At 38.2% G+C, this 25,993-nt stretch carries 22 protein-coding genes; all 22 read left to right on the forward strand.

Features of this window, described 5'->3' with window-relative positions; genetic code table 11:
* The first annotated feature begins 20 nt into the window (after positions 1–20).
* The 22 genes from KH109_RS05080 to lptC all read left to right on the forward strand — a co-directional run bounded on the left by KH109_RS05080 (position 21) and on the right by lptC (position 25,981).
* A complete protein-coding gene (locus tag KH109_RS05080; RefSeq protein ID WP_295216445.1) occupies positions 21–1,481 on the forward strand; it encodes a TolC family protein in 1,461 nt (486 codons plus the stop codon).
* Between the two features lie 251 nt (positions 1,482–1,732).
* Positions 1,733–6,019 carry a translocation/assembly module TamB domain-containing protein gene (locus tag KH109_RS05085; RefSeq protein ID WP_295216448.1) on the forward strand — a complete coding sequence of 1,429 codons (4,287 nt, stop codon included), beginning with the start codon at positions 1,733–1,735 and terminating at the stop codon, positions 6,017–6,019.
* A 177-nt stretch (positions 6,020–6,196) separates the two neighbouring features.
* A complete protein-coding gene (locus KH109_RS05090) occupies positions 6,197–8,401 on the forward strand; it encodes a BamA/TamA family outer membrane protein (protein ID WP_295216451.1) in 2,205 nt (734 codons plus the stop codon).
* Between the two features lie 107 nt (positions 8,402–8,508).
* Positions 8,509–8,997 carry an OmpH family outer membrane protein gene (locus KH109_RS05095; protein WP_060924949.1) on the forward strand — a complete coding sequence of 163 codons (489 nt, stop codon included), beginning with the start codon at positions 8,509–8,511 and terminating at the stop codon, positions 8,995–8,997.
* Positions 8,998–9,026: 29 nt separating this feature from the next.
* The gene (locus tag KH109_RS05100) at positions 9,027–9,998 is read left to right on the forward strand and encodes a hypothetical protein (RefSeq protein WP_005387262.1); all 972 of its coding nucleotides are present in this window, start codon (positions 9,027–9,029) and stop codon (positions 9,996–9,998) included.
* Between the two features lie 11 nt (positions 9,999–10,009).
* Positions 10,010–10,540 (forward strand): OmpH family outer membrane protein, encoded by a 531-nt coding sequence (locus KH109_RS05105; protein ID WP_060924947.1) that lies wholly within the window; start codon positions 10,010–10,012, stop codon positions 10,538–10,540.
* Positions 10,541–10,571: 31 nt separating this feature from the next.
* Entirely contained in the window at positions 10,572–11,603 is a 1,032-nt protein-coding gene (lpxD, locus tag KH109_RS05110; RefSeq protein ID WP_295216456.1) for a UDP-3-O-(3-hydroxymyristoyl)glucosamine N-acyltransferase, read from the forward strand.
* A 6-nt stretch (positions 11,604–11,609) separates the two neighbouring features.
* Complete coding sequence (locus tag KH109_RS05115; protein ID WP_213467095.1) at positions 11,610–12,512, forward strand: lysophospholipid acyltransferase family protein; 903 nt, start codon at positions 11,610–11,612, stop codon at positions 12,510–12,512.
* Positions 12,513–12,773: 261 nt separating this feature from the next.
* Positions 12,774–13,613, forward strand: a complete 840-nt coding sequence (gene lpxC, locus KH109_RS05120) for a UDP-3-O-acyl-N-acetylglucosamine deacetylase (RefSeq protein ID WP_119206296.1) — start codon at positions 12,774–12,776, stop codon at positions 13,611–13,613.
* Positions 13,610–14,035, forward strand: a complete 426-nt coding sequence (gene fabZ / locus KH109_RS05125) for a 3-hydroxyacyl-ACP dehydratase FabZ (RefSeq protein WP_004695477.1) — start codon at positions 13,610–13,612, stop codon at positions 14,033–14,035. The genes lpxC and fabZ overlap by 4 nt, the downstream gene beginning before the upstream one ends.
* A gap of 19 nt (positions 14,036–14,054) precedes the next feature.
* On the forward strand, positions 14,055–14,867 hold the full coding sequence (gene lpxA / locus KH109_RS05130; RefSeq protein ID WP_174683260.1) for an acyl-ACP--UDP-N-acetylglucosamine O-acyltransferase: 813 nt from the start codon (positions 14,055–14,057) through the stop codon (positions 14,865–14,867).
* A gap of 367 nt (positions 14,868–15,234) precedes the next feature.
* The gene (gene lpxI / locus KH109_RS05135; RefSeq protein ID WP_257847312.1) at positions 15,235–16,071 is read left to right on the forward strand and encodes a UDP-2,3-diacylglucosamine diphosphatase LpxI; all 837 of its coding nucleotides are present in this window, start codon (positions 15,235–15,237) and stop codon (positions 16,069–16,071) included.
* Positions 16,071–17,213, forward strand: coding sequence for a lipid-A-disaccharide synthase (gene lpxB / locus KH109_RS05140; protein WP_295216460.1), 1,143 nt, complete (start codon positions 16,071–16,073; stop codon positions 17,211–17,213). Before lpxI ends, lpxB begins: the two co-directional genes overlap by 1 nt.
* Positions 17,206–18,936: a lipid A export permease/ATP-binding protein MsbA gene (gene msbA / locus KH109_RS05145; protein WP_295216463.1), complete on the forward strand. Its 1,731-nt coding sequence runs from the start codon at positions 17,206–17,208 to the stop codon at positions 18,934–18,936. Before lpxB ends, msbA begins: the two co-directional genes overlap by 8 nt.
* 2 nt (positions 18,937–18,938) lie before the next feature.
* Positions 18,939–20,243, forward strand: a complete 1,305-nt coding sequence (locus KH109_RS05150; protein ID WP_156719784.1) for a 3-deoxy-D-manno-octulosonic acid transferase — start codon at positions 18,939–18,941, stop codon at positions 20,241–20,243.
* Between the two features lie 56 nt (positions 20,244–20,299).
* Positions 20,300–21,412, forward strand: a complete 1,113-nt coding sequence (gene lpxK, locus KH109_RS05155) for a tetraacyldisaccharide 4'-kinase (protein WP_295216466.1) — start codon at positions 20,300–20,302, stop codon at positions 21,410–21,412.
* A gap of 44 nt (positions 21,413–21,456) precedes the next feature.
* Entirely contained in the window at positions 21,457–22,188 is a 732-nt protein-coding gene (gene kdsB / locus KH109_RS05160) for a 3-deoxy-manno-octulosonate cytidylyltransferase (RefSeq protein WP_105094766.1), read from the forward strand.
* Entirely contained in the window at positions 22,189–23,007 is an 819-nt protein-coding gene (gene kdsA, locus KH109_RS05165; protein WP_024065882.1) for a 3-deoxy-8-phosphooctulonate synthase, read from the forward strand.
* An 11-nt stretch (positions 23,008–23,018) separates the two neighbouring features.
* On the forward strand, positions 23,019–23,990 hold the full coding sequence (locus tag KH109_RS05170; RefSeq protein ID WP_060924938.1) for a KpsF/GutQ family sugar-phosphate isomerase: 972 nt from the start codon (positions 23,019–23,021) through the stop codon (positions 23,988–23,990).
* Positions 23,990–24,511 (forward strand): HAD-IIIA family hydrolase, encoded by a 522-nt coding sequence (locus tag KH109_RS05175; RefSeq protein ID WP_105086193.1) that lies wholly within the window; start codon positions 23,990–23,992, stop codon positions 24,509–24,511. The genes KH109_RS05170 and KH109_RS05175 overlap by 1 nt, the downstream gene beginning before the upstream one ends.
* A 14-nt stretch (positions 24,512–24,525) precedes the next feature.
* On the forward strand, positions 24,526–25,458 hold the full coding sequence (locus tag KH109_RS05180; protein ID WP_295216469.1) for a lysophospholipid acyltransferase family protein: 933 nt from the start codon (positions 24,526–24,528) through the stop codon (positions 25,456–25,458).
* Positions 25,445–25,981, forward strand: a complete 537-nt coding sequence (gene lptC, locus KH109_RS05185; RefSeq protein WP_295216470.1) for an LPS export ABC transporter periplasmic protein LptC — start codon at positions 25,445–25,447, stop codon at positions 25,979–25,981. The genes KH109_RS05180 and lptC overlap by 14 nt, the downstream gene beginning before the upstream one ends.
* Positions 25,982–25,993 lie beyond the last annotated feature (12 nt).

Raw genomic sequence — 25,993 nt, forward strand, 5'->3', positions numbered from 1 at the left:
TGAGTATGGAGGTACATATTATGAATAAAAAGGTTTTATCCTTGGGTGTAATGCTCTCCTTAGCTACTACAGGTGCAATGGCTGCTGATGTAGTTACAACTTCCGTTAATAATGGAGACCAATTAAGCAAATATCAAAAAGAAGCTATTCAATTAACACAAAAGCAATTAGCTGAAAAATCTGTTCAAGATAGCAAAACATATGAGAGCAAATTGGACCTCGATGAGTCTCGTACTATAGATTTGGCATTAGCTAATAACCGTACTGCAAAACAAACTAAATGGGGTTATGAAGCTGCTAAATCTGCAGTTAGCCAAGTAGCAGCAGGTAAAAACCCTAGCGTTAGCTATGGTTGGTCTGCTCAAAAAACCGGTGGTGATACTGGACGCGGTAAATCTGGTAGTCATAACTTCTCCATTAGTGCTCCTGTATTTAATCCTCAACTTGATGCAAGTATTGACTCTGCACGTTATACACGTGAAGGTACTGGCGCTAGCTATGAAGAAGCATTGCAACAAGCAAAATACGATGCTATTAGTGGCTATTACACATTGATCATGAACCGTAATCTTGTTGATGTGGCTCAACAAGCTGTTAAAGATTACCAAGGTCATGTAACAAATGTGCAAGCTCAATATAATGTTGGCTTGGTAGCTAGTTCTGATGTGTTGGCTGCTAAAACAAATCTTGCTGACTCTGAAACGAGCCTTGTTAAAGCTCAAAATGCTGCAAATTTAGCAGAAGCAAGTTTAAATCAAGTCATTGCATATCCTGTACAAACAGCTATTAATACGGCAGAACATGATTTACAATATAAACCTTATAATATTACATTGGAACAAGCTAAAGCATATGCTTTACTTCATCGTTCTGCTCTTGTAAAATCTGCCCTTGATGTAAAATCTGCAGAAGAAGCTGTAAAATCTGCTAAATCTGGTTATTTACCAACTGTAGCAGTAAAAGCAGGTCGTGGCTATGCTGATCTAGATGGTTACTTTGGAACAAGTACAAAATCTTGGAGTGTAGGTGCTACTGCATCCTGGAGTTTATGGGACGGCGGTGCTACACAAAATGCTATTAAAAAAGCCAATGCACAACTTGAACAAGCTAAAGAAGCTAATTTAGCTACTGTTGATGCTGTATTATTAGCCGTACAAAAAGCATACTTGAACTTGCGTTCTGCAGAGCAAACAATCCAAAGCACTCAAACTGCAGTGGCTCAAGGTCAAGAAAGCTTCCGTATTGCTACCCTTCGCTATCGTGCTGGGGTTGGTACAAACCTTGATGTACTCGATGCGGAAACTAAATTAACAGATGCTCGTAATAACTATGTACAAGCTCTTTATAATTACAACATTAGCATTGCAGCTCTTGAACAATTGACAGGTGTTCCATTGAATACTCCAGTTGGACAAGGCGCAGAAATTATTGCAAACAGTGGTGCAGCTGAACAATTAGCACAACTTGGAGGCAATCAATAATAGAATACAAAAAAAGACGACTTCGGTCGTCTTTTTTTGTAAAAATTTATCATATAAATTCATTATATATTCTCATTAATTTGTTATGGTAGTGTTCATAATGATTCTATATGTGGTTATTATAGAAACCGACTAGTAAAAAATATATTAGTTTTATAAAAGTTATCTTGAAAATGCTATAGTTATTACTTTGTGTGTGGTAATATTAGTATATATATTTATATTATTCATAATGTGTATGGGAGATCATTATGACCCGTAAAAAGTGGTGTCTCATAGGGGCTGCAATTTTAGGATTATGTGGTGTTGGTGCTAGCATCAATCCTATAGCTCGGACCTATGTGGCTCCTATGGTTAAAGAACAAGTAAATAATGCCATAAACGGATCTGTGGACTATGATTCTCTTCGTATCAATTGGAATGGCGATGTAGTTCTATCCGATGTGGTGATTAAAGATCGAGATGGACACTTAGTAGGAACTGCACAAGATGTAGCAGTGGGGGTTAAACTATCTGCATTGCCAAGCATAATTGGTGGTAATACATCAGGGGCAACAGCTATTTCGAGTGTTACAGTAGAGGCTCCTAATCTCCATATATGGCAATTGGTCGATGGATCTTGGAGTGTAGAAAAGTTAGTAAAATCATCTGATCCAAATAAGTCCGGCAGTTTTGATGGTGACATTACCATAAATAATGGTCGTGTAGCGTTACGTACTAAAGATGGAATAAAACGAAATGTTGAAAAGCTTGATGGTACTGTTGCACTCAATATGAGTGGTATGTCTAAAGGGGCTTTTACGGCTGATATAGATGGTTCCTCTGTTCTTATAAATGGCAATATAGACATGGATGATGTGTCTAATTTTGATGTGTTTGTACAAGCTGATGAAATTGATACGGCTGGCATTATGAGCTTTGTTCCGTTACGTAAGGATCTAGTTGTATCGAAGGGGAAATTACAAGATTTACATCTCAATATTAAAAGTGAAGATGGCCAATATGTTATGGGTGGTAATGTAGGGTTCAAAGGATTAAGCGGTACTTATAAACGCGGAAATACGACCTATACTATTACTGATGGGGAAGGTCGTATTATGTTAAATCACGACCAAATTGTCATTAGCCATAGTTCTTGGCGTATTAATGATCAAGCAGCAAAACTTAATGGTCTCATTACGTTAGGAAAAGAGGAAGAATATCTCAATCTTAATGTTGTGGCGGATAAAGTAGCACTAGAAGCTATTACTGATGCGGGGATTACAGGTGTTGTTGGCGGTCGTGCACATATTGGCGGCACCACTGTAGCGCCTCGCGTAGATGCGACAATCGGTGGTGATGGTATTTCTTACAAAGGGTACCATGTGGACCGAGTACAAGGAAATGTAGTATACGATAATGGATTGGTTCGTATCGATGATGCCCAATTATCTATTGGCACTGGTAATGCTAAAGTTAAAGGTCAATATGTCGTAGACACAGGTGACTTTGATGCAGTTGCAAATGTTCATTCCTTATCGTTGGATACTTTTACAGAAAATCTAACCATGCCTGTTACAGGGATAGTTGATGGAGAAATCCACGCTTTAGGGAAGAATAATCAACTTACCGATCTGGTTGGTGCTATCCAAGGGCGTCAGATTGGTGTGCGTGGTGTCGTCCTTGACTCTGTAAAAGCAGATCTAACCCATAGTGACAATCTTACCAATATAACTATGGTTGGAAATATGGGAACTGGATCCTTTAGTGGATATGGTTCTATTCAAAATGGTCAAGTGGATGCCACAATTTCTGGTAATGCCTTGCCGTTGACATCACTTAGTCCAATCATAGGTGAAGATGTAGCTGGCACACTTAGCACTTCTATTAATGTAAAAGGAGCCTTAGATAACCCTAATGTAACTGGTACTGTATGGGGACAAGAGGTTCTTTATAAGGGTGCCCATTTTAATGATATTCATAGCGATATTACTTTAGACAATCATGTTCTAACAATTACCAATGGTCATATTGGTGACGGTAGTGGCGGTTATGATATTGCTGGTTGGTATAATATCAATACTGATGAATTAGATTTAAATGCTAAAGCTCGTGCTGTACGTATTGAAAATTTAATTCATCCTGTAACAGATATTCCTATTACAGGTTGGTTTGAAACTGACAACCATATAACAGGGACTGTTGCTAGTCCAATTGTAGAAGGGCGAGCTCATTTATGGGATGGGTCTGCCTATGGCAAGCTTATTACTAATGCTTTTGCCAAATACAACTATAAAAATGAAACATTAGAATTATATCGCTTTGATATCGAAGGTTATGGTGCAACTATTACTGGTGGCGGTACTGTATCAAAAGATGCTATTAATATTGACTTCGAAGGTAAAAAAATTGATATGGGCAGACTGCTCATCAATACTGACTATAAGATAGATGGTTTATTAGATGGCCGTGGTATTATAACAGGGTCTATGGATAATCCTCAGTTTAATGGATATGTTTTATCTGATGCTTTATCCATCAATGGCCAATTGTTGACAGATCTACATGGTCATGTCTATGCAGATAAATCCGTTGTAAATGTACAAGACTTTTCTTTTGCTGAATCAAATGGTGGGCGTTATGTTGCTAAAGGCGGCATGAAGCTCGACGATAGTAAACAGCTATTTGGTGTTTTAGATGTTACTAATGGTAGTGTCAAGAATCTATTAGCACTGTTAGATCGTAAAAATGAGCATCTTGATGGTAAATTAAACGGTTCTGTTGAAATTGGTGGCACAAAGTATAATCCAAGTGTTACTGTTGACGGTAAAATTAATGAAGTTAGTATTGATAACAAGGTTGTTGGTGATGCAACGATTGATGCTAGCTTAGCTAATCGAAAGTTTAAAATTACAACCTTAAAACTACCTGTTGATGAAGGGCTCATTGCCATGGGAGGTACATTGGATCTAGATGGCGAAGCTGACTTACAAGTTGCTATAAAAGATGTTGACATAGTACCATTCTTACCACTTGTGGGTAAGGATATTCAAGCTACAGGTTGGGTAACTGGTGTTGTGAATGTTACGGGAAAAACTAAAAACCCTAAGGTTGAACTTTCTGGTGCGGTAGAATCTGGCTCTTTCAATGGAATTGGCATTGATGAAGGGTTTGTATTAGCTACTATGCAAGATCATGTTATTCAAATTCAACGGATCCAAGGTGCAAAAGGGGGCTATAAACTTAGTATTTATGGTAAAATTCCATTGGCTGCACTTTATACCTCTGGTTACATAGAAGCTAGTAATGCTAAATCTATGGACGTAACTATCGATTTTAACGAAGCTGATATGGCTGTTATTCCTCTTGTTACTACTAGTGTTAAGGATGCAACCGGTCCGTTAAAAGGGGTAATTAGACTTACTGGTACTGTGGAACAACCAGAAGCATATGGTACGGTTTCTGTACGTAATGGCACTATGAAGCTAGCTAATGTAGATAATGAAATTACAGGGATTGATGGGGATTTAATCTTCTCAGGACAGCAAGGTGATTTCCAATCCCGCATTAATATGGGGAAAGGTTCTGCTGGTTTAGCTGCTAAGGTAAATTGGTCTGGTCATGAGCTTACAAATTATAAGGCTGCTGTTCAACTTGATGGACTCGATGTTCGTAGTGAATATATTAGGGGCCCATTGAATGGGGAGCTTTATATTGCTGAACGCGATGGGTTACCTACATTGATAGGTAATTTGGACTTGGAAAATATCCAATTCAAGATTCCACTTTCCTTACAATCTAGTGAAAGTAGTACCAATATGGGGGTAGACGTTACCATCCATGCTGGCAAGGGTGTACGCCTATATGATCGTACTTTGTATAATATGTTCATTGGTGGTGATGTTCACTTTGGTGGAACGTTACAAAATCCAACCGCTAGTGGCCAGTTTGATGTTAAATCTGGTACATTTAAATACTTAAGTCATGTATTTAATATTACGAAGGGGAATGCACACTTCGTGGGTGGCTCCTATTTGCCAAACTTACAATTAGAGGCTGAAACAAATGTAAGTAGTTATAATATTCTGCTCGGCGTAAAAGGCACGGTAGATCACATGGATTTGACTTTATCGTCTAATCCTAGTTTGTCTAGAAAACAAATTATTTCTATGTTGACCTTTGGCCGTGGGGCAGATTCAAATAGCAGTACATTGACAAATGAAGATGTAAATGCTGTTGCTACTGCAGGGCTACAAATGTTTGCCTTTGGTTATGTACAAGATGCATTACAAAATACATTAGGGCTCGATAGAATCAATATTACGACTGGCTCTATTGATCCTGATGAACCGACTAATCGACAAACTGCTGGCAATTACAATATCGAAATTGGCAAGTATATTGTGCCGAAAGTTATGCTTACCTATTCTCAAGGTATTAATAATAAACAAAATAAATATGGTATAGAATATTCTGTCAAACGTAATCTTAAGTTTACTGCATGGCACACATCGCAAGGAAACAATTATATAGGTGGTCGTTGGACAAGGAGCTTCTAAGTTTATGACTAGAGTGTGTAAATCCCATGGATATGCACATTCTAGTCATATTAATTTCATAAAATTTGTTTAATATAGTACTCATTCCCAGTATTTTATGCTATAATAATAAAGATTTATTAGTCTTTATAAAACAAGATGTAAACTTTTTATGGGGATGAGTTCTAGGAGGAATTTATGTTTAAACCAAAAGCCTATAAAAGTATGCTTGCAGCATCTGTGTTGACTGCTGTCATGGGGACAGGCAGTGTATTTGCTGCAGAGGTACAAGCTGGCTATACTCCAGATTTAAATAACACAACAACAACTAGTGCAGCTACAACTAATGATGCTACTACTACACAAGCAGTTTACAATGCTGATGCAGCTACACCTGCAACAACACAAGATGAAACTGATGCAGCTATCTTAGCGGCTCGTGGTGATACAACTGTATCTAGCGATGGTACTGTAGTTAAAGGTTCTGACGGAACTGTTACAGTTAATAATGCTGCTTTAAAAACAGATGACAAACAAGTAAAAATGGTATCTAAAACTACTGGTGGTACTGATCTTGATAAGGCTGCTGAAAATGGTCAAACTCAAGCTGTTACAACTGTAGAGGCTCAATATGTTACATCTGCTAATGCTGAGTCTATTAATCCATATGTAGGTAAATTGATTACTGGTTTATCTATTTCTGGTGTAACAGCTGAACAACAAGCACAACTATTGCCTATTTTGTCAGAAAAAATCGGCGATGCTGTATCCGTTGATGGTGTATTCAAAGACGTAACTAACCTTGGTAATACTGGCTACTTCTCTGAAGTAAATCCTGTATTCACAACTGTACCTGAAGGTGTTAAATTGGACTTTGCTGTTACAGTAAATCCAATTACTACTGGTGTATCCTTCGAAGGTAATACAGTTTATACTTCTGAAGTATTGACCAAATTTATGGACTTACAACCAGGTCAAGTCCTTAACTCCGTATATGTTGGACAGAAAGTTCAAGGTATTAATGCAGCATATGCTCGTGATGGATACATGTTGGCACACGTTGATGGTATTCGCGTAGATGACCAAGGTGTGCTTCACGTTCATATCGTAGAAGGTATTGTAGAAGATATCGTTCCTGCTGGTAACAAGAAAACTCGCGATAAAGTTATTACTCGTGAATTCGTTCAAAAGAAAGGTAAACCTTTCAATAAATTCTTGGTACGCCGTTCTGTAGAACGCGTATACAACCTAGGCTTCTTTGATGATGTAAATGTTCGTATGTTGCCTGGTGATCAAGATCCTAACAATGTAATCATTGAAATTGATGTTTTAGAACATAAAACAGGTACTATTACACTAGGTGCTGGTTACTCCAAATCTGATGGTTTGATGGGTATCATTGAATTTGGTGAAGATAACTTCCGCGGTACTGGTGACAAATTCAAAGTTCACTGGGAAATCGGTGGTAAGAAAAAATACAAAAACTACCAAATTTCTTACTTAAAACCTTGGATTGATAGCAAAGGTACATCCCTTGGCTTCTCCTTCTTCAACCGTGAAGATGAATACACAGATTACAACGAAGATGGTAATGAAGTAGCTGAATATAACAAGAAATCTCGTGGTTTCAACATTTCCTTCGGTCGTCAAACTGGGGAATATACACGTGACTACTTGACATTGGAATCTCGTAAAGACACTTATAAGTGGGATAGCGATGATAGCTCTGGTTATCGCTATGATACTGATGCTATTTCCAATACAACTGGTAGTGGCAATGATTGGAATAATACTAATCCAAGTACTGGTGGTAGTTGGAATTTTGCGTCTAATAATTATGTGAAAAATAACTTTGGTCGCATCAACTCCATTACATGGCAAAAAGTATACGATTCCCGTGACAATATTTATGATCCAACACGTGGTCGTCGTATTTCCTATACAGCACAATGGGCTGGTCATGGTTTAGGTGGTGACTTTGACTTCTATAAATTCACAGCTGAAGCACGTATGTATAAAAAACTAGGTGCTAAGAATGTATTGGCATTCCGTGCACGTGGTGGTTTTATCCAAGGTGATGCACCTTATAGCCAATTATTCACATTGGGTGGTGCTGACTCCTTACGTGGTTATGAAGATGATCAATTCCGCGGTAAGTATATGTACAATGCTACATTGGAATTCCGTTTCCCAATCGTTAAAAAGGTTAGTGGCGTATTGTTCACTGATATCGGTGATGCATGGGATGCACCAAATGTTACATGGTACAACAGCAAGAAAACATTCAACTATGGCGTTGGTGCTGGTGTTCGTATTACTACACCTATTGGTCCAGTTAAACTTGATTATGGCGTGGGTAAACATAAAAATAAATTCCACTTCAGCTTCGGCACACAATTCTAATATAGTAAATGTATATGGTGGAGGCCTCTTTTCTAAAGAGGCTTTCACCAATATCTCTATATGGCATCCTTTGATGTAGTAATTTAAAGAAATGAGGGCACTCTATTATGATGCGAATGATGAACAACAAGGCGAATGTGAAAATTTTCTCCATCGTCATTGCTGCTATTTTTATTATCGGTATTGGTGCATTGGCATATACTCAAATGGCTACGCCAACTGGTAGTAGCGGTAACAGCACAATTGGTGTTATCGATACATCTCGTATGATGTCTCAAGATAATCCAATTTATATCTCTGCAGCTCAAGAATATATGAGCTATCAAAGCCAATTACAACAAGAAACACAAGCAAAAATTGATGCAGCACAAGATGATGCGACTAAACAAAAATTAGCTGAAGAAGCACGTCAAAACTTGGCAAAAAAAGATCAAGAAATTGCTAAATCCGTTCAAGATAAAGCGATGGAAGCAGCAAAAGCTGTAGGTGATGCAAAAGGCCTTAGCGTTGTAATGACTAAAGACACTGTATTATATGGTGGTGTAGATATTACAGATCAAGTATTGAAAAAATTAGCTAATGATGCGAAAAAATAAACTGTAGTTCTGTGTAAGGGAGAACGACAATGAACGGGAATAAACGATATATCGGATTTGCCATATTTCTCGTTGTTGCATTATGTGCTATGGTTTGGGCCTATGGATTTGTGACGAATCGTCAGCAGAGTCCTGATGGGGTATCAATAGGTGTTGTACGTATTGATGATGTATTAGAGTTTAATCCTTCTTATGAGGATTATAAACAAGCTAAAAATGAATTGGACCTTTTACAACGTCAGTATGAACTTGAACAACAAGCTCTAAATGCCAAGTCAGAGACACAAGAGGAACAGTTGAAATCTCTTGCATTAGATTCAACCTTGTCAGATGCTCTTACGGTGGAATTGCAAACTCGTATTGCAACAAAAGAAAATGAATTGAATCAGCAATTAAATGCAAAGCGAAACGAACTTATGCAAAAATATTTGGCTGAGTTAAAAGTTAGCTCTAATGAATATGATTTAGAAATCGTTAATCTACAGTTAGATCTTTATGCTTATGATGCTCGTGTATACATTAATGATGCACAAAAAGAAGCAGCTATGGCAGAGAAGGCTAAGAAAGAGGAACGATTGAAGGAGTTATTAGCTAAGAGAAAACCATCTAATCTAGATGTGGACTCTATTAAGGCTAAAGTACAAGCAGAACTTGCTCCTATGCAACAAAAAGGGCAAGAAGAGCTTAACCAATATGCAGCATCTTTACAAAAGGAATTGGCTGCAAAACGGGATACTATGGTACAACAACAAGCACAATCTATTATTGCTAATAATAATTTACCTGTTGCACAGGACTGGAATGATTCTTGGGCTAAAAAGCTTTCAGATAAAGAAGCTGAAGTGAGTGCACTTCATGAGGCCATTTTAGAAGATGTTCGTATGCGTGTAGCAATTATTGCAGAGGAACAACATTTAGATTTAGTCATCATCGATGATGGTGGTAATATTAAGGGGCTTGATATTACTGATGCTGTAAAAGCGTCCTATCGAGTTCAATAAGGAGTTATATTATGAATAAACGTATTAAATCTTTAGTATTAGGTGCATCTTTAGTGGCCTCTATGGCTGTTTTAGGTGGTTGCGGTTCTAATAATATTGGTTATGTTGATAGCGTGAAAGTAGCAAACAGCACTGAAAAAGGTATTGAAATCACTAAAGAAATCAATGCTAAGAAAGCTGAGTTGGATGCTAAAATTGCAGCCGCTGATGAAGCATCTAAACAAAATGTATTTAATCAAGCTAATCAAGAGTTAAACGCCTTTGCCAATGCAAAAGCACAAGAATATCGTCAATATCAAGAACAAAAAGTTGGTGAACTTGTAAAAGAGAAAAAACTTGATGTTGTTATCGAAAAAGGTGCTGTTGTTGGTGGTGGCTCTGATGTGACTGATGATTTGATTGCGAAGATGGGCAAAGCTTCTGATGACCAAATTAAAGAAGCTGAAAATGCAGCTAAAGCGCAAGAACAACAAGATGCACAACAAAATGCTCAACAAGCAGGTCAAACTACAGCAGTTAATACTGAGGAAAGTGCACAATAATTAAGGATTATTACAGGGGGAGGAGTTTACCTTGGAAAAAACTTTACAGGAACTCGCAACATTAGTAGGTGGTCGTGTTATAGGCGATGCATCTATTGTTATTACTGAGACACGTAGCTTTGAACAAGCCGTAAAACAATCCATAACTTTTGCAGTAGGTGAATATGTTGAACATATTGCATTATGCCAAGCGGGTGCTGTGATCGTTGAATCTGAAGTGAAAGATGCACCGATGGCTCAAATTGTAGTTGATAATGCAAAAGCAGCATTTGCACAAGTGTTAGAACTCTTCCATCCACCTGTTGTTGTTCCTAGAGAAGTGCATAGCACTGCTATTATTGGCAAAAATGTAACGATTGGAAAAAATGTTGCTATTGGTGCCTATTGTGTTATTAATGATAATGCAGTCATTGAAGATAATGTAACAATTCGCCCATATGTTTATATTGGACATAATGTGCGTATTGGCGAAGGTTCTGATATTTATGCAGGCGCTATTGTTCATGAAAACTGTATTTTAGGTAAACGTGTTGTATTGCGTGCTAAAGCAGTAATTGGTGGCGAAGGCTTTGGTTTTGCTACAGAGAATGGCGTACATACACATATTCCACAAGTTGGTAATGTTATTCTTGAAGATGATGTTGAGATTGGATCTTGTACAACAATTGATAATGCTACAATGGGATCTACCTTAGTTCGTCGTGGTACAAAAATTGATAACCTTGTACACCTTGGTCACAATGTGGAAATTGGTGAAGATTGCTTCTTGATCGCTCAAGTTGGTATTGCAGGTAGTACTAAATGTGGTAATCATGTAATCTTTGCAGGTCAAACTGGTTGTACTGGACATATCACAATTGGAGATAATGTACAATTTGCTGGAAAGACTGGTATTACAGGTAATGTACCATCTAATTCTATTATGGCAGGCTATCCTATGAGACCTCACAAAGAATGGTTAAAATTGGCTGCTTATGAAAATCGTTTGCCAGATATGGTAAAAACTGTAAAACAACTACAAAAAGAAATTGACGCTTTGAAAGCACAGCTGAAGGAGAGCTAATAATCCATGTATAGGTTTATGAAAATCTTTAGTGCCTTTATTTGCTTATTACCTAAAGGTTTGCAATATGCTATTGGTACATTGCTTGGTGAAATTGCGTGGCTAGCAGTGCCTCCGAAACGCAAGCGCTTAGCGATAGGCCAAATTCTATTCTGTAATATTACCGATGATCCCAAGGAAGCTCGACGCATTGCAAAAGCTAGTACTACACGCTTTGGTCGCATGATTATTGATGTATTACGCTATCCTGAAATTAAGGATGGTGCATACAAAGATATGGTAGAGTTTATTAACAAAGAGTACTTAGATGATGCTTTAGAAAATGGTCGAGGCGCAATCTTGGCGGCTGTTCATAGTGGCAACTGGGAACTCCTTGGGGGGGTTCTTGCTTCGGAAGGGTATCCGTTAATTTCTGTGGCCATGAAACAGAATGGTGATGCCGATAAGTTTATCAATGAATATCGTCAGATTATGCACCAACATGTGACTTATAAAACTGGTGTGCGGGAAATGATCAATGAACTAAAAAAAGGTGCTTTTTTAGGCCTTATTATGGATCAGGATCCTGGTGATGATGGTGTTCTTGTACCATTCTTTGGTTATGAAACATTGACGGCTGCTGGACCAGCTGTACTGGCTCGTATGCAAGATGTACCTATCATTTTTGTGACAATACATTATAGTCCATTTTCTGAGAAGCATGAGATTGAAGTACATCCACCAATTTATGTGGAGCGTACAGATGATAAAAAACGTGATATAGCAGTAACAACAACGCTTTTAAATGAGTTTATTGAAGATTATATTAGAAGGTATCCTGAAGATTGGTTCTGGCTTCATAACCGTTGGAAGTGGACACGTCGTTTCTATGGCGAGCATATTGAAACTCCGCCAGATGTATATCGCTAATTATTAAATATAAAGAGATTTTACATGTGTATTTGTACAGTGTCGATTTAGATGCCGCATGAATAAAGCATAGTAAAGTCTCTTTTCTTTTATAGTCTATAAAGTAGCATTTATAATTAAATTTATATAAATTTAATTATGTGAAAAATGCTTTCAAAATCATTGAATATATGGTAAATTCCTTGTATCACCTATGCAAATAGGGTATAATACATATTGGTGTATAGTAAACGTGAATTCAGATTATGAAAGGACTTTCTTATGAGTAAGCCACAACAAACAATTAAACAGGCTATTTCATATCAAGGGATTGGCCTTCATAGCGGTGAACCAGTGAATATGGTTTTTAAACCTGCACCTGAAAATACAGGAATTGTGTTTATCCGCACGGACATTGAAGGGCATCCTTCTGTGCGAGCACACATTGATAATGTGACGAACACTATGCGCGCTACTACATTGGAAAATGGTGAAGCGAAGGTTTTCACTGTAGAACATGTTATGGCTGCGTTCAGTGCTATGAATATTGATAACTGTTATATCGAGATGGATTCTCCTGAACCTGCTGTAGGTGATGGTAGTAGTGCTATTTTTGTAGGCCTTATAGAAGAGGCTGGCATTCAAGAACAAACAGCACCGCGTCATGTATATAAAATAACTCGCTCTCATGCTATTTATGATGGTGATCGTTTTGTAGTTATTTTGCCATACGATGGCTATCGCATTACATTTACATCGGTTAACAGTCATCCGTTACTTGGTACGCAAAATTGCGATTTTGAGGTTTCACCAGAATCCTTTAAAGAGCATATTAGTGCTGCTAGAACTATCGGATTTATGAAAGAATTAGAACAATTACAGGCTATGGGCCTTGCAAAAGGTGGTACCTTAGATAATGCGTTAGTTTATGATGATGAGAAGTGTTTGTCTGTACCTCGCTTTGATGACGAATTAGTTCGTCATAAGGCATTAGACGTAGTAGGCGACTTATTCTTATTAGGACGAATCGAAGGTCATGTAATTGCTATGAAATCGAGTCATGAATTAAACTCAAAATTGGCTCGTAGTATAATGGAAGAAATAAGGGAGACACAGCCATGATTCTTAATCACGAAGACATTTTAGAAATTTTACCTCATCGTTATCCTATGCTTTTGGTAGATCGCATCGTTGAGTTAGAACCTATGAAACGCGCTGTGGGCATTAAAAATGCTACATTCAACGAATTGTTCTTCCAAGGTCACTTCCCAGGTAATCCAGTAATGCCAGGCGTGTTATTGACTGAGGCTATTGCACAAGTTGGTGGTATTGCTTTGCTATACCCTGAAGAAAACCGAGGTCTTACACCTATGTTTACAGGTATTGATAAAGTTCGTTTCCGTCATCCTGTAAAACCTGGTGATCAAGTACGTATGGAAGTTGATATTGTAAAAATCAAAGGTAAAATGGGTAAGGTTGAAGGCCGTGCCTATGTTGGCGACAAATTGTGCGCTAGCGGTGAATACATGTTTGCCCTTGTATAATGATTGAGGAGTGATTGTAGTGATAGTTGTAGGCATGGAAAATGCAGAATCCAACATCCATAGTACAGCCATAGTCCATCCAAATGCTAAATTGGGCAAAGATGTAATCGTAGGTCCTGGCGCTGTAATCGGCGAACATGTCGAAATCGGCGATGGTACACAAATCGGTGCACATGTTGTAATTGGTGGTTGGACAACCATTGGTAAGCGTTGTGAGATTTATCCTAACGCATCTATTGGGTTGGAACCGCAAGATTTAAAATTCAAAGGCGAAAAAAGCTATTGTAATATTGGCGATGAAACGGTTATCCGTGAATTTGTCACTATTAGCCGCGCTACTGGAGAAGGTGAAGAAACACGTGTAGGCAATAACTGCTTGCTTCAAGCATGTACACATGTGGCTCATAACTGTATTGTTGGCAATAATGTAATTATGAGTAATTGTGCAGGCTTAGCTGGTCACGCTATCGTTGAAGATCGCGTAGTTATTGGTGGCCTTGCAGGTATTCATCAATTTGTTAAGATCGGTCGAAATGCTATGGTTGGTGGCATGGCTAAGGTGGTCCAAGATATTCCACCGTACGTTATTGCTGATGGTCAACCAGCGCGTGTTATCGGCCTTAACTCTGTTGGTTTATCTCGTGCAGGTATTTCAGAAGAAGTACGCCGAGATTTGAAACAAGCATTCCGTATTATTTATCGTTCTGGTTTTAGCTTATCTAAGGCTATTGAAGAAATGGAAATGCAGCTTGATTCTTCTGTAGAAATCGAAAATTTATTACGCTTCTTACGCAATGCCGATCGTGGTATTATGCGTACACGTCGCGACTAATTCAAAAGACCTCGTACAATGTACGAGGTCTTTTTGTGTAATCTATAAATATTAATATTTTTATATGATCTATAAAATTTAGGCTTTTAATTGGATAAGAATTTTATGATAGTAGTTCATTAATATTAAATATTTTGATAAAAATATCTGAATATATTTTACGTTCTTAAGTTGTAAAATTGGGATTAAAATAATTCTGTTAAAATGATGAAGAAATAGGCATAAAACATAGTGTTTTAATGGTAAAAAGTATCCATTTATAGTACAATATATTGTATATGATTATGTCTTTTTTGAGGCATTATTTATTGTAAATTTGTAATTACTAATTGATATATAGGCCGTAGGTCATCTAGGAGGTATAGTCTTGGCAAAGGTAGGATTGATTGCAGGCATTGGAGTTTTACCTGTAGAATTCATGCGAGCCGCTCATGTATTAGGTCACGAGGTAGTTGTTATCGGCGTGGTTCCAGATGTAGACCCGGCTTTGAAGGCTGAGGCCGATGCTTTCTATGATATTAGTGTTGCTAAACTAGGTAAAATCTTCAAAACCTTGAAAAATGAAGGTGTTGTAGAGTTAACCATGTTAGGCAAAGTTACTAAAGAAATTCTTTTTAAGGGTCTTGCTTTCCCAGACTTGAAAACATTAGGCGTGCTTAAACGTTTGAAAAATCGCAAGGATGACACGATTATGCTTGCCATCGTTGATGAAATCGAAAGAGAAGGATTTAAAGTTTTAGATCAAACCGTATATCTAAAACCATTTATGCCAAAGGTGGGGGTACTTTCAAAAGCACAACCAACTGATGAGCAATGGGCGGATATTTGCTTTGGCTTTGAATTAGCAAAACAAATGGGTGGTCTTGATATTGGACAAACTGTTGTTGTTAAGCACAAAGCGGCAATGGCTATCGAGGCTATTGAAGGTACTGATAAGTGCATTTTGCGTGGCGGTGAGTTAGGTCGTGGTGAGGCTGTTGTAGTTAAAACAGAAAAGCCAAATCAAGACGTGCGTTTTGATGTACCTGCTGTGGGGATTAAAACATTAATGTCTATGATTGACAGTGGATGTAAAGTGTTAGCTGTTGAAGCAGAAAAGACTATTTTTGTTCAGCAAGAAGACGTACTTGATATGGCTAATCGCCATGGTATTGTCATCTGTGCTGTAGACCAAGAATTTGTGAATTCCAGAAAGGATGCATAATGAAAGTCATGTTTTCCGCCGGAGAAGCATCCGGTGATACTCATGCGGCCAGCGTTGCTAATGCACTAAAAGAAATAGATCCTTCGGTCGATATGTTTGGTATGGGTGGCACCTTGATGGAACGCGCTGGTGTTCGCATCGTATATGATATTAAAAATTTAGGTGTTATAGGGATTGTAGAGATTGTCAAATCCTTACCCAAATTTTTTAAACTTCGCACCTATTTAAAACGCATCATGATGAAGGAAAAACCAGATATTCTCCTATGTGTAGACTATCCTGGATTTAATATGAAGCTGGCAGCCGTAGCCCATGAATTAGGGATTCCTGTTCTATATTACATTGCTCCTACAATTTGGGCATGGCATAGTAGTCGTGGCAATACGATTCGCAAGTATGTCACTAAGGTGGCATCTATATTTCCTTTTGAAGCAGAAGCGTATCGCAAATATAAATGCGATGTAGAATTTGTAGGGCATCCTTTATTGGATATTGTACATCCTACAATGACTAAAGATGAGGCTGAGGTATATTTTGGAGCCCGTAAAGAAGCTAAAAAGGTTTTACTCATGCCTGGCAGTCGTAAACAAGAGGTTTTATCATTGCTTGATACGATGTTAAAAAGTGGTGAGCAATTGATGGCAAACCATGAAGATATTCAATTTTTCTTACCTCGAGCACATACCATCGATCGCAGTGAGTTAGAAACTTTCATCGATGCTCATAAGGTGCCTGTTACGATTACAGAAGACCATACGTATGACTTGATGCAGATTTGTGATGTGTGCCTTGCCGCATCAGGAACTGCTACGTTGGAAACAGCAATGATGGAATTACCGACAGTGTTACTGTATCGTGTATCCCCAATTACTTATGGTATTGGGAAAATGGTAGTAAATGTATCACATGTAGGATTGCCTAATATTGTGGCCGGTAAAGAGGTAATTCCTGAATTATTACAAGATTCTGTTACACCACAGGCTATTGTATCTTTAGTGGAACCTCTTCTAACTGATGTTGAGAAAAATAAAGCTATGCGTAGTGAATTGCGTGAAGTACATCATAAATTAGGTGAACCAGGCGCCGTAAAGCGTGTAGCGGAATTAGTATATAATCTCGGTAAGGAGAAATGTAATGAATAGTTACTCTAGGCTCTTATATTTTGTAAAGCCTTATTATAAACGCATGATCTTTGCAGTATTTTGCATGATTGTTGCGGCTGCGGCCTACTTGGTAGTTCCTTGGCTAATTAAAAATGTAGTAGACCAAGTATTAGATGAAAAGAATATGTTTATGTTGAACCTCATTGTAGGAGCTATCATTCTTATATTCTTAATTCGTGGCTTTGCTACTTATGGTCAAACCTATAATATGTCCTACATTGGACAACGTGTCATTATCGATGTCCGCGAGGCCATTTTTAATCATTTGCAAAAACTAAGTTTATCTTATTTTGATCGCCGTAAAACAGGCGTTATCATGAGTAATCTTACAAATGACGTTGCTGCGCTTCAGTCTGCTGTAGTGGATAACTTAATTTCCTTTATTACGGAATCTGTAACACTGATAGGTTCTCTCGTGTCTATGCTTCTCATTGATTGGAAATTGACACTTGTTACCTTCATTACGGTTCCTGTAGTGCTTGTGATTATCAATGTATTTGGTAAAAAGCTTCGCGTAGCGGGGCATGATGTACAAGGTCGTGTAGCAGACATTACGGCACTTTTACAAGAGGTTATCAGCGCTGTTCGAGTAGTAAAATCCTTCGCTCGTGAAGATTTTGAGCGCAAGCGTTTTGAAGATGAAAATAATCGCAACTTTAAAGCTGTTATTAAAGCTACTAAGTTGACTAGCTTATTAAGTCCAATGGTTGAGTTTTCTGCGGCGATTGCTGTAGCAGTAATTCTTTGGTATGGTGGATATTCTGTGGTAACAGGAACCATTACAGCAGGCTCTTTGATTGCTTTCTTGATTTATGCCATTAACTTGTCTAACCCGGTAAAACGTTTAAGTCAAGTGTATGGTAACATTCAAAAAGCCTTAGCAGCAGCTGATCGTGTATTTGAAATCTTAGATACTAAAACTGATGTTGTAGAAAAAGCCGATGCTATTACGTTGCCAGCTATTAAAGGCGATGTAGAGTTTAAAGATGTTTCCTTCTCTTATGATGGTGATAAAACGGCGCTTGAAAACTTCACGTTGTCCGTTAAGGCTGGTGAAAGCGTAGCCCTTGTTGGCCCATCTGGAGCTGGTAAAACGACTCTTGCGAATTTATTACCTCGCTTTTACGATGTAACAGGTGGTGCTATCACGATAGATGGTTATGATGTAAAAGACGTTACATTTAAATCGTTACGTGAACAAATTGGTCTTGTACCACAAGAAACAGTATTATTTAATGCCACAATTAAAGAGAACATCTTGTATGGTCGATTAGACGCTACTGATGAAGAGGTGTATGAAGCTGCTAAGGCTGCTAATGTTCTCGAGTTCGTAGAAAAAATGCCTGATGGTCTCGACACAGTTGTAGGGGAGCGAGGCAGCTCCTTATCAGGCGGTCAACGTCAACGGGTAGCCATTGCACGTGCTATTTTGAAAGACCCTCGAATTCTAATCTTGGATGAAGCTACATCTGCATTAGATACAGAGAGTGAAAAACTTGTACAAGAGGCACTTGATCGCCTCATGAAAGGGCGTACTGCATTTGTTATTGCCCATCGATTGAGCACAGTTCAAAATGCTCATCAAATCGTTGTACTTAATCAAGGCCACTTGGTAGAGCAGGGGACTCACCAAGAGCTATTAGCTGTTGATGGCGGATTGTACAATCATCTCTATTCCGTTCAATTCTCCAACAAAGGATAACCATGTACTGGATATATAACGTATTGCTCATATTTTATTGGATTGGCTTAATTCCGGTTATTTTATACCGTCTCGCCTTTGAAGATGGATTTTATGAGCGTATTAAACAGAGTGCAGGCTATATGCCAGCCTCATTACTAAAGAAAATTGAAGGACGTCGTGCTATTTGGATTCATGCTGCTTCTGTAGGAGAAATTGTAGCTACTAGTCCATTAGTAAAAGAGGTAAAAAAGGAATTTCCTGAAGCCGTTGTGGTCGTATCTGTTGTAACTGCTACAGGTCATGCAATGGCACATCGTATTATTCCTGAGGCAGAAGGTATTATTTTCTTCCCTCTTGATTTACCGTATTTAACACGTAAGATTTTGCATATTATTAAACCTATTGCGATCTTACTTGTAGAAACAGAAATTTGGCCAAATTTCTTGCGTATTGCGCAATCAGAAGATATTCCTGTTATGATGGTTAATGGGCGAATTTCTGATCGTAGTATGAAACGCTATAAATATATTAGTGCATTCACAAAAGAAATGTTGCGTTCTATTGAACGTTTTTGTATGCAATCTAAGTTTGATGCAGCACATATTGAAGTGTTAGGAGCTCATACACCAGATATTACCGTAACAGGGAATATGAAGTACGACCAAACGTACGCTACTGTATCAAACGAAGAAAAACAATCTCTTCTTGAAGAGTTTGGCTTTGGTAATAATCATCCTATAATTATTGCTGGTAGTACACATAAGGGTGAGGAAGAAACAATATTTGAGACCTTTAAACAAGTATTACAAGAATACCCTCAAGCTCGTTTACTAATTGCGCCTCGTGAGATATATCGCGGTCATGATGTTCAAAATCTAGCGAAGCGTTATGAATTAAATGCTATTTGTCGTAGTGATATGACAGAGCCAGTTCATGAAGGAATACCTGTAGTTGTTTTGGATACTATTGGCGAACTTGGTCGTTTATATAGCTTAGGGGATATTATTTTTGTTGGTGGTTCTCTTGTGAAAACTGGGGGCCATAATATTCTCGAACCGGCAGCACATGGTAAACCAATTCTTGTAGGGCCATATATGTTCAATTTCAAAGAGATTTTCGCTTTATTACATTCTCGTCATGCTTGTGAGCAGGTGAAGAATGGTAAAGAATTAACTGATATGGTATTGCGATTATGTAAGGATAAGGATTTATCAACGGAAATGGGTCAAAACTGTCTTGATATTATTCGTGAAAATCGCGGTGCTACACAACGTAATACACAAGAGTTACGTCAGTTATTTGAAAAACACCATATTATTCCATAAGCTAGATATAATTTATTAGATTCATCTATGATGTTACATAATAGGAGGAGTCACCTATGAGTGGGGAAGCATTATTTAAATCCATCGTTAGTGGTGAGAATCAATCCATATTAGGTGATATAGCTCGTTCCAGCTTGGGCTTTCTAAGTAAAGGTTACGAAAAGGCTGTATCAATACGAAACGCTCGATTTGATGCGGGAAAAGGGGTTACTAAAGTTACCGTTCCGGTTATCAGTGTCGGTAATATTACTGCCGGTGGTACAGGTAAAACCCCAATGGTGAGATTTATATGTGATGTGCTCGCACGAAAAGGACTCCATCCTACTGTGCTTAGTCGTGGCTATCGAGCTGAGGATAATAAGAAAAATATAATTATTTCTAAAGATGGTGCCATGTTGGTAGAGCCATTTATTAGTGGTGATGAAGCTTGGTTGTTAGCCAAAGTATTGCAAAAGTCTAATGTGATCATTGGCCGTGAACGGGCTAAATCTGCAGAAATTGCTATAAATGAGCTTGGTGCAGATTGTTTAGTTATGGATGACGGCTTTCAACATCGCGCATTAGCTCGAGATATTGATATCGTTCTTATTGATGCTTCTAATCCATTTGGTTATGACCATGTATTACCTCGTGGTTTATTACGAGAACCGCTTAGTGGCTTACAGAGAGCTAGTATTATTGTTCTTACCAAGGTGGATCAAGTGGCACCAGGTGTTGTTTCAGGTATCCGTAAGCGTTTAGCTCATATGCTTCCCAATACACCTGTATATGAAACAATCCACAAGCCTCAATGTATGTATACATTAGATGAATGGGCTAACGGAGAAAATGGTTCTCCCGTCGATACATATCAAACGCATCGAATCATGGCGGTTAGTGGTATTGGGAACCCTCAATCCTTTACACAAACATTGACCGATATCGGATATAATGTGGTCCATACAATGCCATTTGGTGATCATCATAATTTTGAAAATGATGATGTTGTAGATATTTGGAAAGAGGCATTTGCTCATCAAGCAGATGCTATTTGTATCACGGAGAAGGATGCGGTGAAGTTGAGTCAATTGCATGCAATTGAAGACTTAAAAATGCCGATTCTAGTGCTATCTATTGGAATTGAGTTCATCTCTGAAAAACAAGAATTCATAGAAAATTTAGAGATTTAGTGTATAATAATTAGATACACGAATAACAGAAATGGGGGATTATTGTGAAGTTTGGATGCGTTATTCCTGCTCGTTATGGTTCTACAAGATTACCAGGAAAACCATTAGCGGATATAGCTGGTAAACCAATGATTGAACGTGTTTATGCAAGAGTGTCACAAGCGACAAAAACTGAGTGTACTATTGTTGCTACAGATGATGAACGTGTATATTCTGCAGTTCAAAACTTTGGAGGTTCTGTTATGATGACAGACCCTAATCACCCTACAGGAACTGATCGATTAGCCGAGGTTGCTAATCATTATACAGACTTAGATGTCATTATTAATGTTCAAGGTGATGAACCTATGATTGAGCCAAAACTTATTGATGAATTGGCCCAACTTTTTGAAGAAGATCCAAACTTACAAATGGCAACTGTAGCCACTCCTTTATTAGAGGATGAATACGATGAACCATCAGCTGTAAAGGTTATTTTAAATAATCGCAATGATGCGATGTATTTTTCTAGATCATTAATTCCGTATCCACGTCATGATTTTGTACGTGCGCCGTTAAAACATATTGGCATCTATGCATATCGTAGAGATTTCTTATTAAACTATGCAAAGATGGAACCAACACCAGCGGAGCAAACCGAATCGTTAGAGCAATTGCGCGCTCTTGAAAATGGCTATACTATTCGTGTTATTCTTACAGATAAACGATTTATCGGTGTTGATACACCGGAAGACTTAGCTCGTGTAAATGCAATTTACGAGCAAGAGGAGAAATAAATGAAAACAGTTCAAATTAAAGATATTACAGTCGGTGGCGGTAAAGGTCTTTTTGTCCTTGCTGGACCTTGTGTTATTGAAGATTATGACCGTACATTGGCTATTGGCAAACGAGCAAAAGAAATTTGTGAACGCTTAGGAGTTCCATATATCTTTAAAGCTTCTTTCGATAAGGCCAACCGTTCTAGCTACGGTTCTTTCCGTGGACCAGGTCTTGAGGAAGGTCTAAAAATCCTTGCTTCTATAAAAAAAGAACTGAATGTACCAGTTGTAAGTGATATTCACTCCATTGAACAAATCGAACCGGCTGCAGAAGTATTGGATGTTTTACAAATTCCAGCTTTCTTATGTCGTCAAACAGACCTTGTATATGGTGCAGCTAAAACTGGCAAATGCGTAAATGTGAAAAAAGGTCAATTTATGGCACCTAAAGATATGGAAAATGTCTTAAATAAAATGAAAGAAACAGGCAATGAAAATCTTATGCTTACAGAGCGTGGATTTAGCTTTGGCTATAACAATCTCGTTGTAGATATGAGATCTTTCCCAATTATGCGCTCTTTTGATTATCCAGTAGTATTCGATGCTACACATAGCGTTCAATTACCTGGTGGCGCAGGTACTAAATCTAGTGGTAATCGCGAATTTGTACCAAACTTGGCTCGTGCCGCTGTTGCAAGTGGTGTAGATGGTCTATTCTTTGAAGTACATGATAATCCAGAGGAAGCCTTATCCGATGGTCCAAACATGTTATACTTAGATAATTTTGAAGCTTTGCTACGAGATTTAGTAGCTATTGATAAAATCGTAAAAGGTTAGGGGCGGTATTTGTGACTATTTTAGAACAAGCAGCACAGGTACTTCATGAGGAAGCACGTGCTATTGAGGAATTAAGTTCTCGTTTGGATCACAATTTTGTAAATGCTGTAAATATGATTTTGGCTTGTAAGGGCCGTGTAGTATGTACTGGTATGGGAAAATCTGGTCATATTGGTCGCAAAATTGCGGCTACCTTGGCTAGTACTGGTACACCGGCACTTTTCATGCATCCTGGTGAAGGTGTGCATGGCGATCTTGGTATGATTACAGAAGATGATGTAGTATTAGCTTTTTCCAATAGTGGCGAAACAGGCGAAATCATCAGTATCTTACCATCCTTACGTCGCATAGGTGCAAAATTAATTTGTGTTGTAGGTAAACCAGAATCTACATTAGCTAAGAATTCTGATATTGTATTGCTAGCTGAAGTAGAACGTGAAGCTTGTCCATTGGGGTTAGCGCCAACTACAAGTACTACTGTTGCTTTAGCATTAGGTGATGCCTTAGCAGTATGCTTATTAGAACGACATCACTTTACACCTGAAAACTTTGCTGTATTCCATCCAGGTGGTTCTCTTGGTCGCAAATTATTGTTGACCGTAGAAAATATTATGCATGGTGGTGAAGATAATCCTACGGTATTTAAAGGTGCAACAGTGCGAGATGCACTCTTTGTAATGACCGAAAAAGGTTTAGGTGCTACTAATGTTATTGATGAAGAAGGTCACTTATTAGGCCTTGTTACCGATGGTGATGTGCGCCGCGGATTAGATTCTGGTAGTAATTTCCTAGAATGGCCTGTAGAGGATATGATGACCTCTATGCCTCGTACGATTACAAAGGACAAATTAGCGGCTGAAGCTCTTCATTTAATGGAGAAAAATCAACCACGCCCTATTACGGTGTTACCAGTTGTAGATACAGATAATAAATGTCTAGGCATTGTTCATATTACGGATTTATTGCGTAGAGGCATTGTATAATGAATATTCAATGGATTGTTCTTGATGTTGATGGCGTGCTATCTGATGGTACTCTAATCTATACATCAAGTGGAGAAGAGCTCAAGTCTTTCTCTGTAAAAGATGGCCTAGGATTAACGGCAGCTCGAAAAGTAGGACTTAAGCTTGCCATCATCACAGCACGGATATCTCCTATGGTTGAGCGACGTGCTAAGGAGCTTCATTTTGATGCATTGCTTATGGGGCATGCCAATAAGACAGAAGCATTAAGAACCCTTTGTAAAGAGCATCAAATCAATTTAGAAGAGATTGCTTACATGGGGGATGACCTAAATGATTTAGGGGCACTCCAAATCGTAGGTTTACCAATGGCACCAAACAATGCGGTACCAGAGGTCAAAGAATTAGCTAAATTTATATCTACTGTCAATGGAGGCCATGGTGCCGTTAGAGAGGCTGTAGAATATATCTTGAAAAATCAAGGTCTATGGGAAACTGTTGTAGCAGACTATGCACGAGAGGCCCATGCTCATGGACAATAAAGGAGGTGGGCAGAATGAATAACGAATGGCAATACCATTTAGTTAAAGGCATTAGCTGGCTCGTTTGCCGACTGCCGTATAAGCTCATTTTGCTCATAGGCGCTAGTTTAGGACCAGTATATGGTCTTATAGCGAAGAAGCAAAAACTTAGAGGTATAAAAAACATAAAGATTGGCATGAACATGAATGATCAAGAGGCAGAACAATTAATTGAAAAGTTGTTTAAAAATCTTGGCCGTAGTGTTATGGAAGTCTTGTATATGCCAAACCTTACAAAATCCTTTATCAATAAACATATTGAAATGCGTGGTGTTGAACATTTAGAAGAAGCCATTGCTGAAGATAAAGGCGTAATTGTTCTTACTGGACATGTTGGAAACTGGGAATGGATGGGCGCTGCTATGGCGGCTCATGGTTATCCATCCACTACTATTGTTAAGAAACAACCTAATGCTCAATTTACACGTCTCATGAATGAATATCGTGAGATGGTGGGCCTTGATGTGTTTGCTAGTGGTGGCAATGAAATTGTTTCTGCTGCTAAAGCATTAAAAAAGAAAAAATTACTTGGTTTTTTAGCTGATCAAGATGGCTATATACATGGTTTACCTGTTCCATTTTTAGGTCAAGATTCCTCGGCCGTTATTGGTCCCGCTACGTTTGCAAGAAAATTTGGATCTCCAGTAGTTCCAATTTTTGCATCTCGAAAACCAGAAGGTGGTCATATTGTTCACATTCTACCAGCCTTACATTATATTGATACAGGTGATGAAGATGCAGATATGTATCGTCTAACTGAGGAATGTGTACGCGTTACAGAAGACTTTATTCGTCAGCATCCAGATGAGTGGCTATGGTTCCAACATCGCTGGATGACTAAGATGGATCAAATTATTGATTATGATAAGAAGGTAGCTGCACGGGAGAGGGCACATGAAAAACAATAAAAAATTAATTGCCATAGTGGCCGCTATAGTGTTGGCTCTGATTGGTCTTATCGTATATATTATGAAAGACTCTGGTGATGTTGGTACCACTCAAAATCAGAATGGACAACTTGTTAACTTCCAAGGAGCCGATTTACAAGAGGAAAAAGATGGCAAGCTAGTGTGGGCATTATCAGCTGAAAAGATAGAATATGATCCACGTACAAAAGCTATCGTGCTGACTAATTTAAAAGGTCTTTTCTATCAAGATGATGTAACTACGACGATCACAGCACCTCATGCTGTATTAACTGGTGATCGCAACTCCCTTGATATTGATCAAGGTGTTACAGCCACAAATACTGATGGAGCTGAGTTTAAAACTGATGCACTTCACTTTGATAATAAGACGAAAACGTTGACATCTAAATCTGCCTTTACCTATAACGGTAAAGATGTAACATTAACTGGTGATAAACTTGAAGGCAATATGTCCTTGAAGCAAATTAAAGCTATTGGTAATGCAAAGTTAACGAAGAAGTAATGCGAGGAAATA

This window comes from Veillonella sp., from assembly GCF_018381775.1.
In the GTDB taxonomy this organism is placed as follows: Bacteria; Bacillota; Negativicutes; order Veillonellales; family Veillonellaceae; genus Veillonella.

Excerpts from the sequence above, each read along its gene's own strand:
- KH109_RS05080 (WP_295216445.1), top strand. The coding sequence starts at position 21 with ATGAATAAAAAGGTTTTATCCTTGGGTGTAATGCTCTCCTTAGCTACT.
- KH109_RS05085 (WP_295216448.1), top strand. The coding sequence starts at position 1,733 with ATGACCCGTAAAAAGTGGTGTCTCATAGGGGCTGCAATTTTAGGATTA.
- KH109_RS05090 (WP_295216451.1), top strand. The coding sequence starts at position 6,197 with ATGTTTAAACCAAAAGCCTATAAAAGTATGCTTGCAGCATCTGTGTTG.
- KH109_RS05095 (WP_060924949.1), top strand. The coding sequence starts at position 8,509 with ATGATGCGAATGATGAACAACAAGGCGAATGTGAAAATTTTCTCCATC.
- KH109_RS05100 (WP_005387262.1), top strand. The coding sequence starts at position 9,027 with ATGAACGGGAATAAACGATATATCGGATTTGCCATATTTCTCGTTGTT.
- KH109_RS05105 (WP_060924947.1), top strand. The coding sequence starts at position 10,010 with ATGAATAAACGTATTAAATCTTTAGTATTAGGTGCATCTTTAGTGGCC.
- KH109_RS05115 (WP_213467095.1), top strand. The coding sequence starts at position 11,610 with ATGTATAGGTTTATGAAAATCTTTAGTGCCTTTATTTGCTTATTACCT.
- lpxC (WP_119206296.1), top strand. The coding sequence starts at position 12,774 with ATGAGTAAGCCACAACAAACAATTAAACAGGCTATTTCATATCAAGGG.
- fabZ (WP_004695477.1), top strand. The coding sequence starts at position 13,610 with ATGATTCTTAATCACGAAGACATTTTAGAAATTTTACCTCATCGTTAT.
- lpxB (WP_295216460.1), top strand. The coding sequence starts at position 16,071 with ATGAAAGTCATGTTTTCCGCCGGAGAAGCATCCGGTGATACTCATGCG.
- msbA (WP_295216463.1), top strand. The coding sequence starts at position 17,206 with ATGAATAGTTACTCTAGGCTCTTATATTTTGTAAAGCCTTATTATAAA.
- KH109_RS05150 (WP_156719784.1), top strand. The coding sequence starts at position 18,939 with ATGTACTGGATATATAACGTATTGCTCATATTTTATTGGATTGGCTTA.
- lpxK (WP_295216466.1), top strand. The coding sequence starts at position 20,300 with ATGAGTGGGGAAGCATTATTTAAATCCATCGTTAGTGGTGAGAATCAA.
- kdsA (WP_024065882.1), top strand. The coding sequence starts at position 22,189 with ATGAAAACAGTTCAAATTAAAGATATTACAGTCGGTGGCGGTAAAGGT.
- KH109_RS05175 (WP_105086193.1), top strand. The coding sequence starts at position 23,990 with ATGAATATTCAATGGATTGTTCTTGATGTTGATGGCGTGCTATCTGAT.
- KH109_RS05180 (WP_295216469.1), top strand. The coding sequence starts at position 24,526 with ATGAATAACGAATGGCAATACCATTTAGTTAAAGGCATTAGCTGGCTC.
- lptC (WP_295216470.1), top strand. The coding sequence starts at position 25,445 with ATGAAAAACAATAAAAAATTAATTGCCATAGTGGCCGCTATAGTGTTG.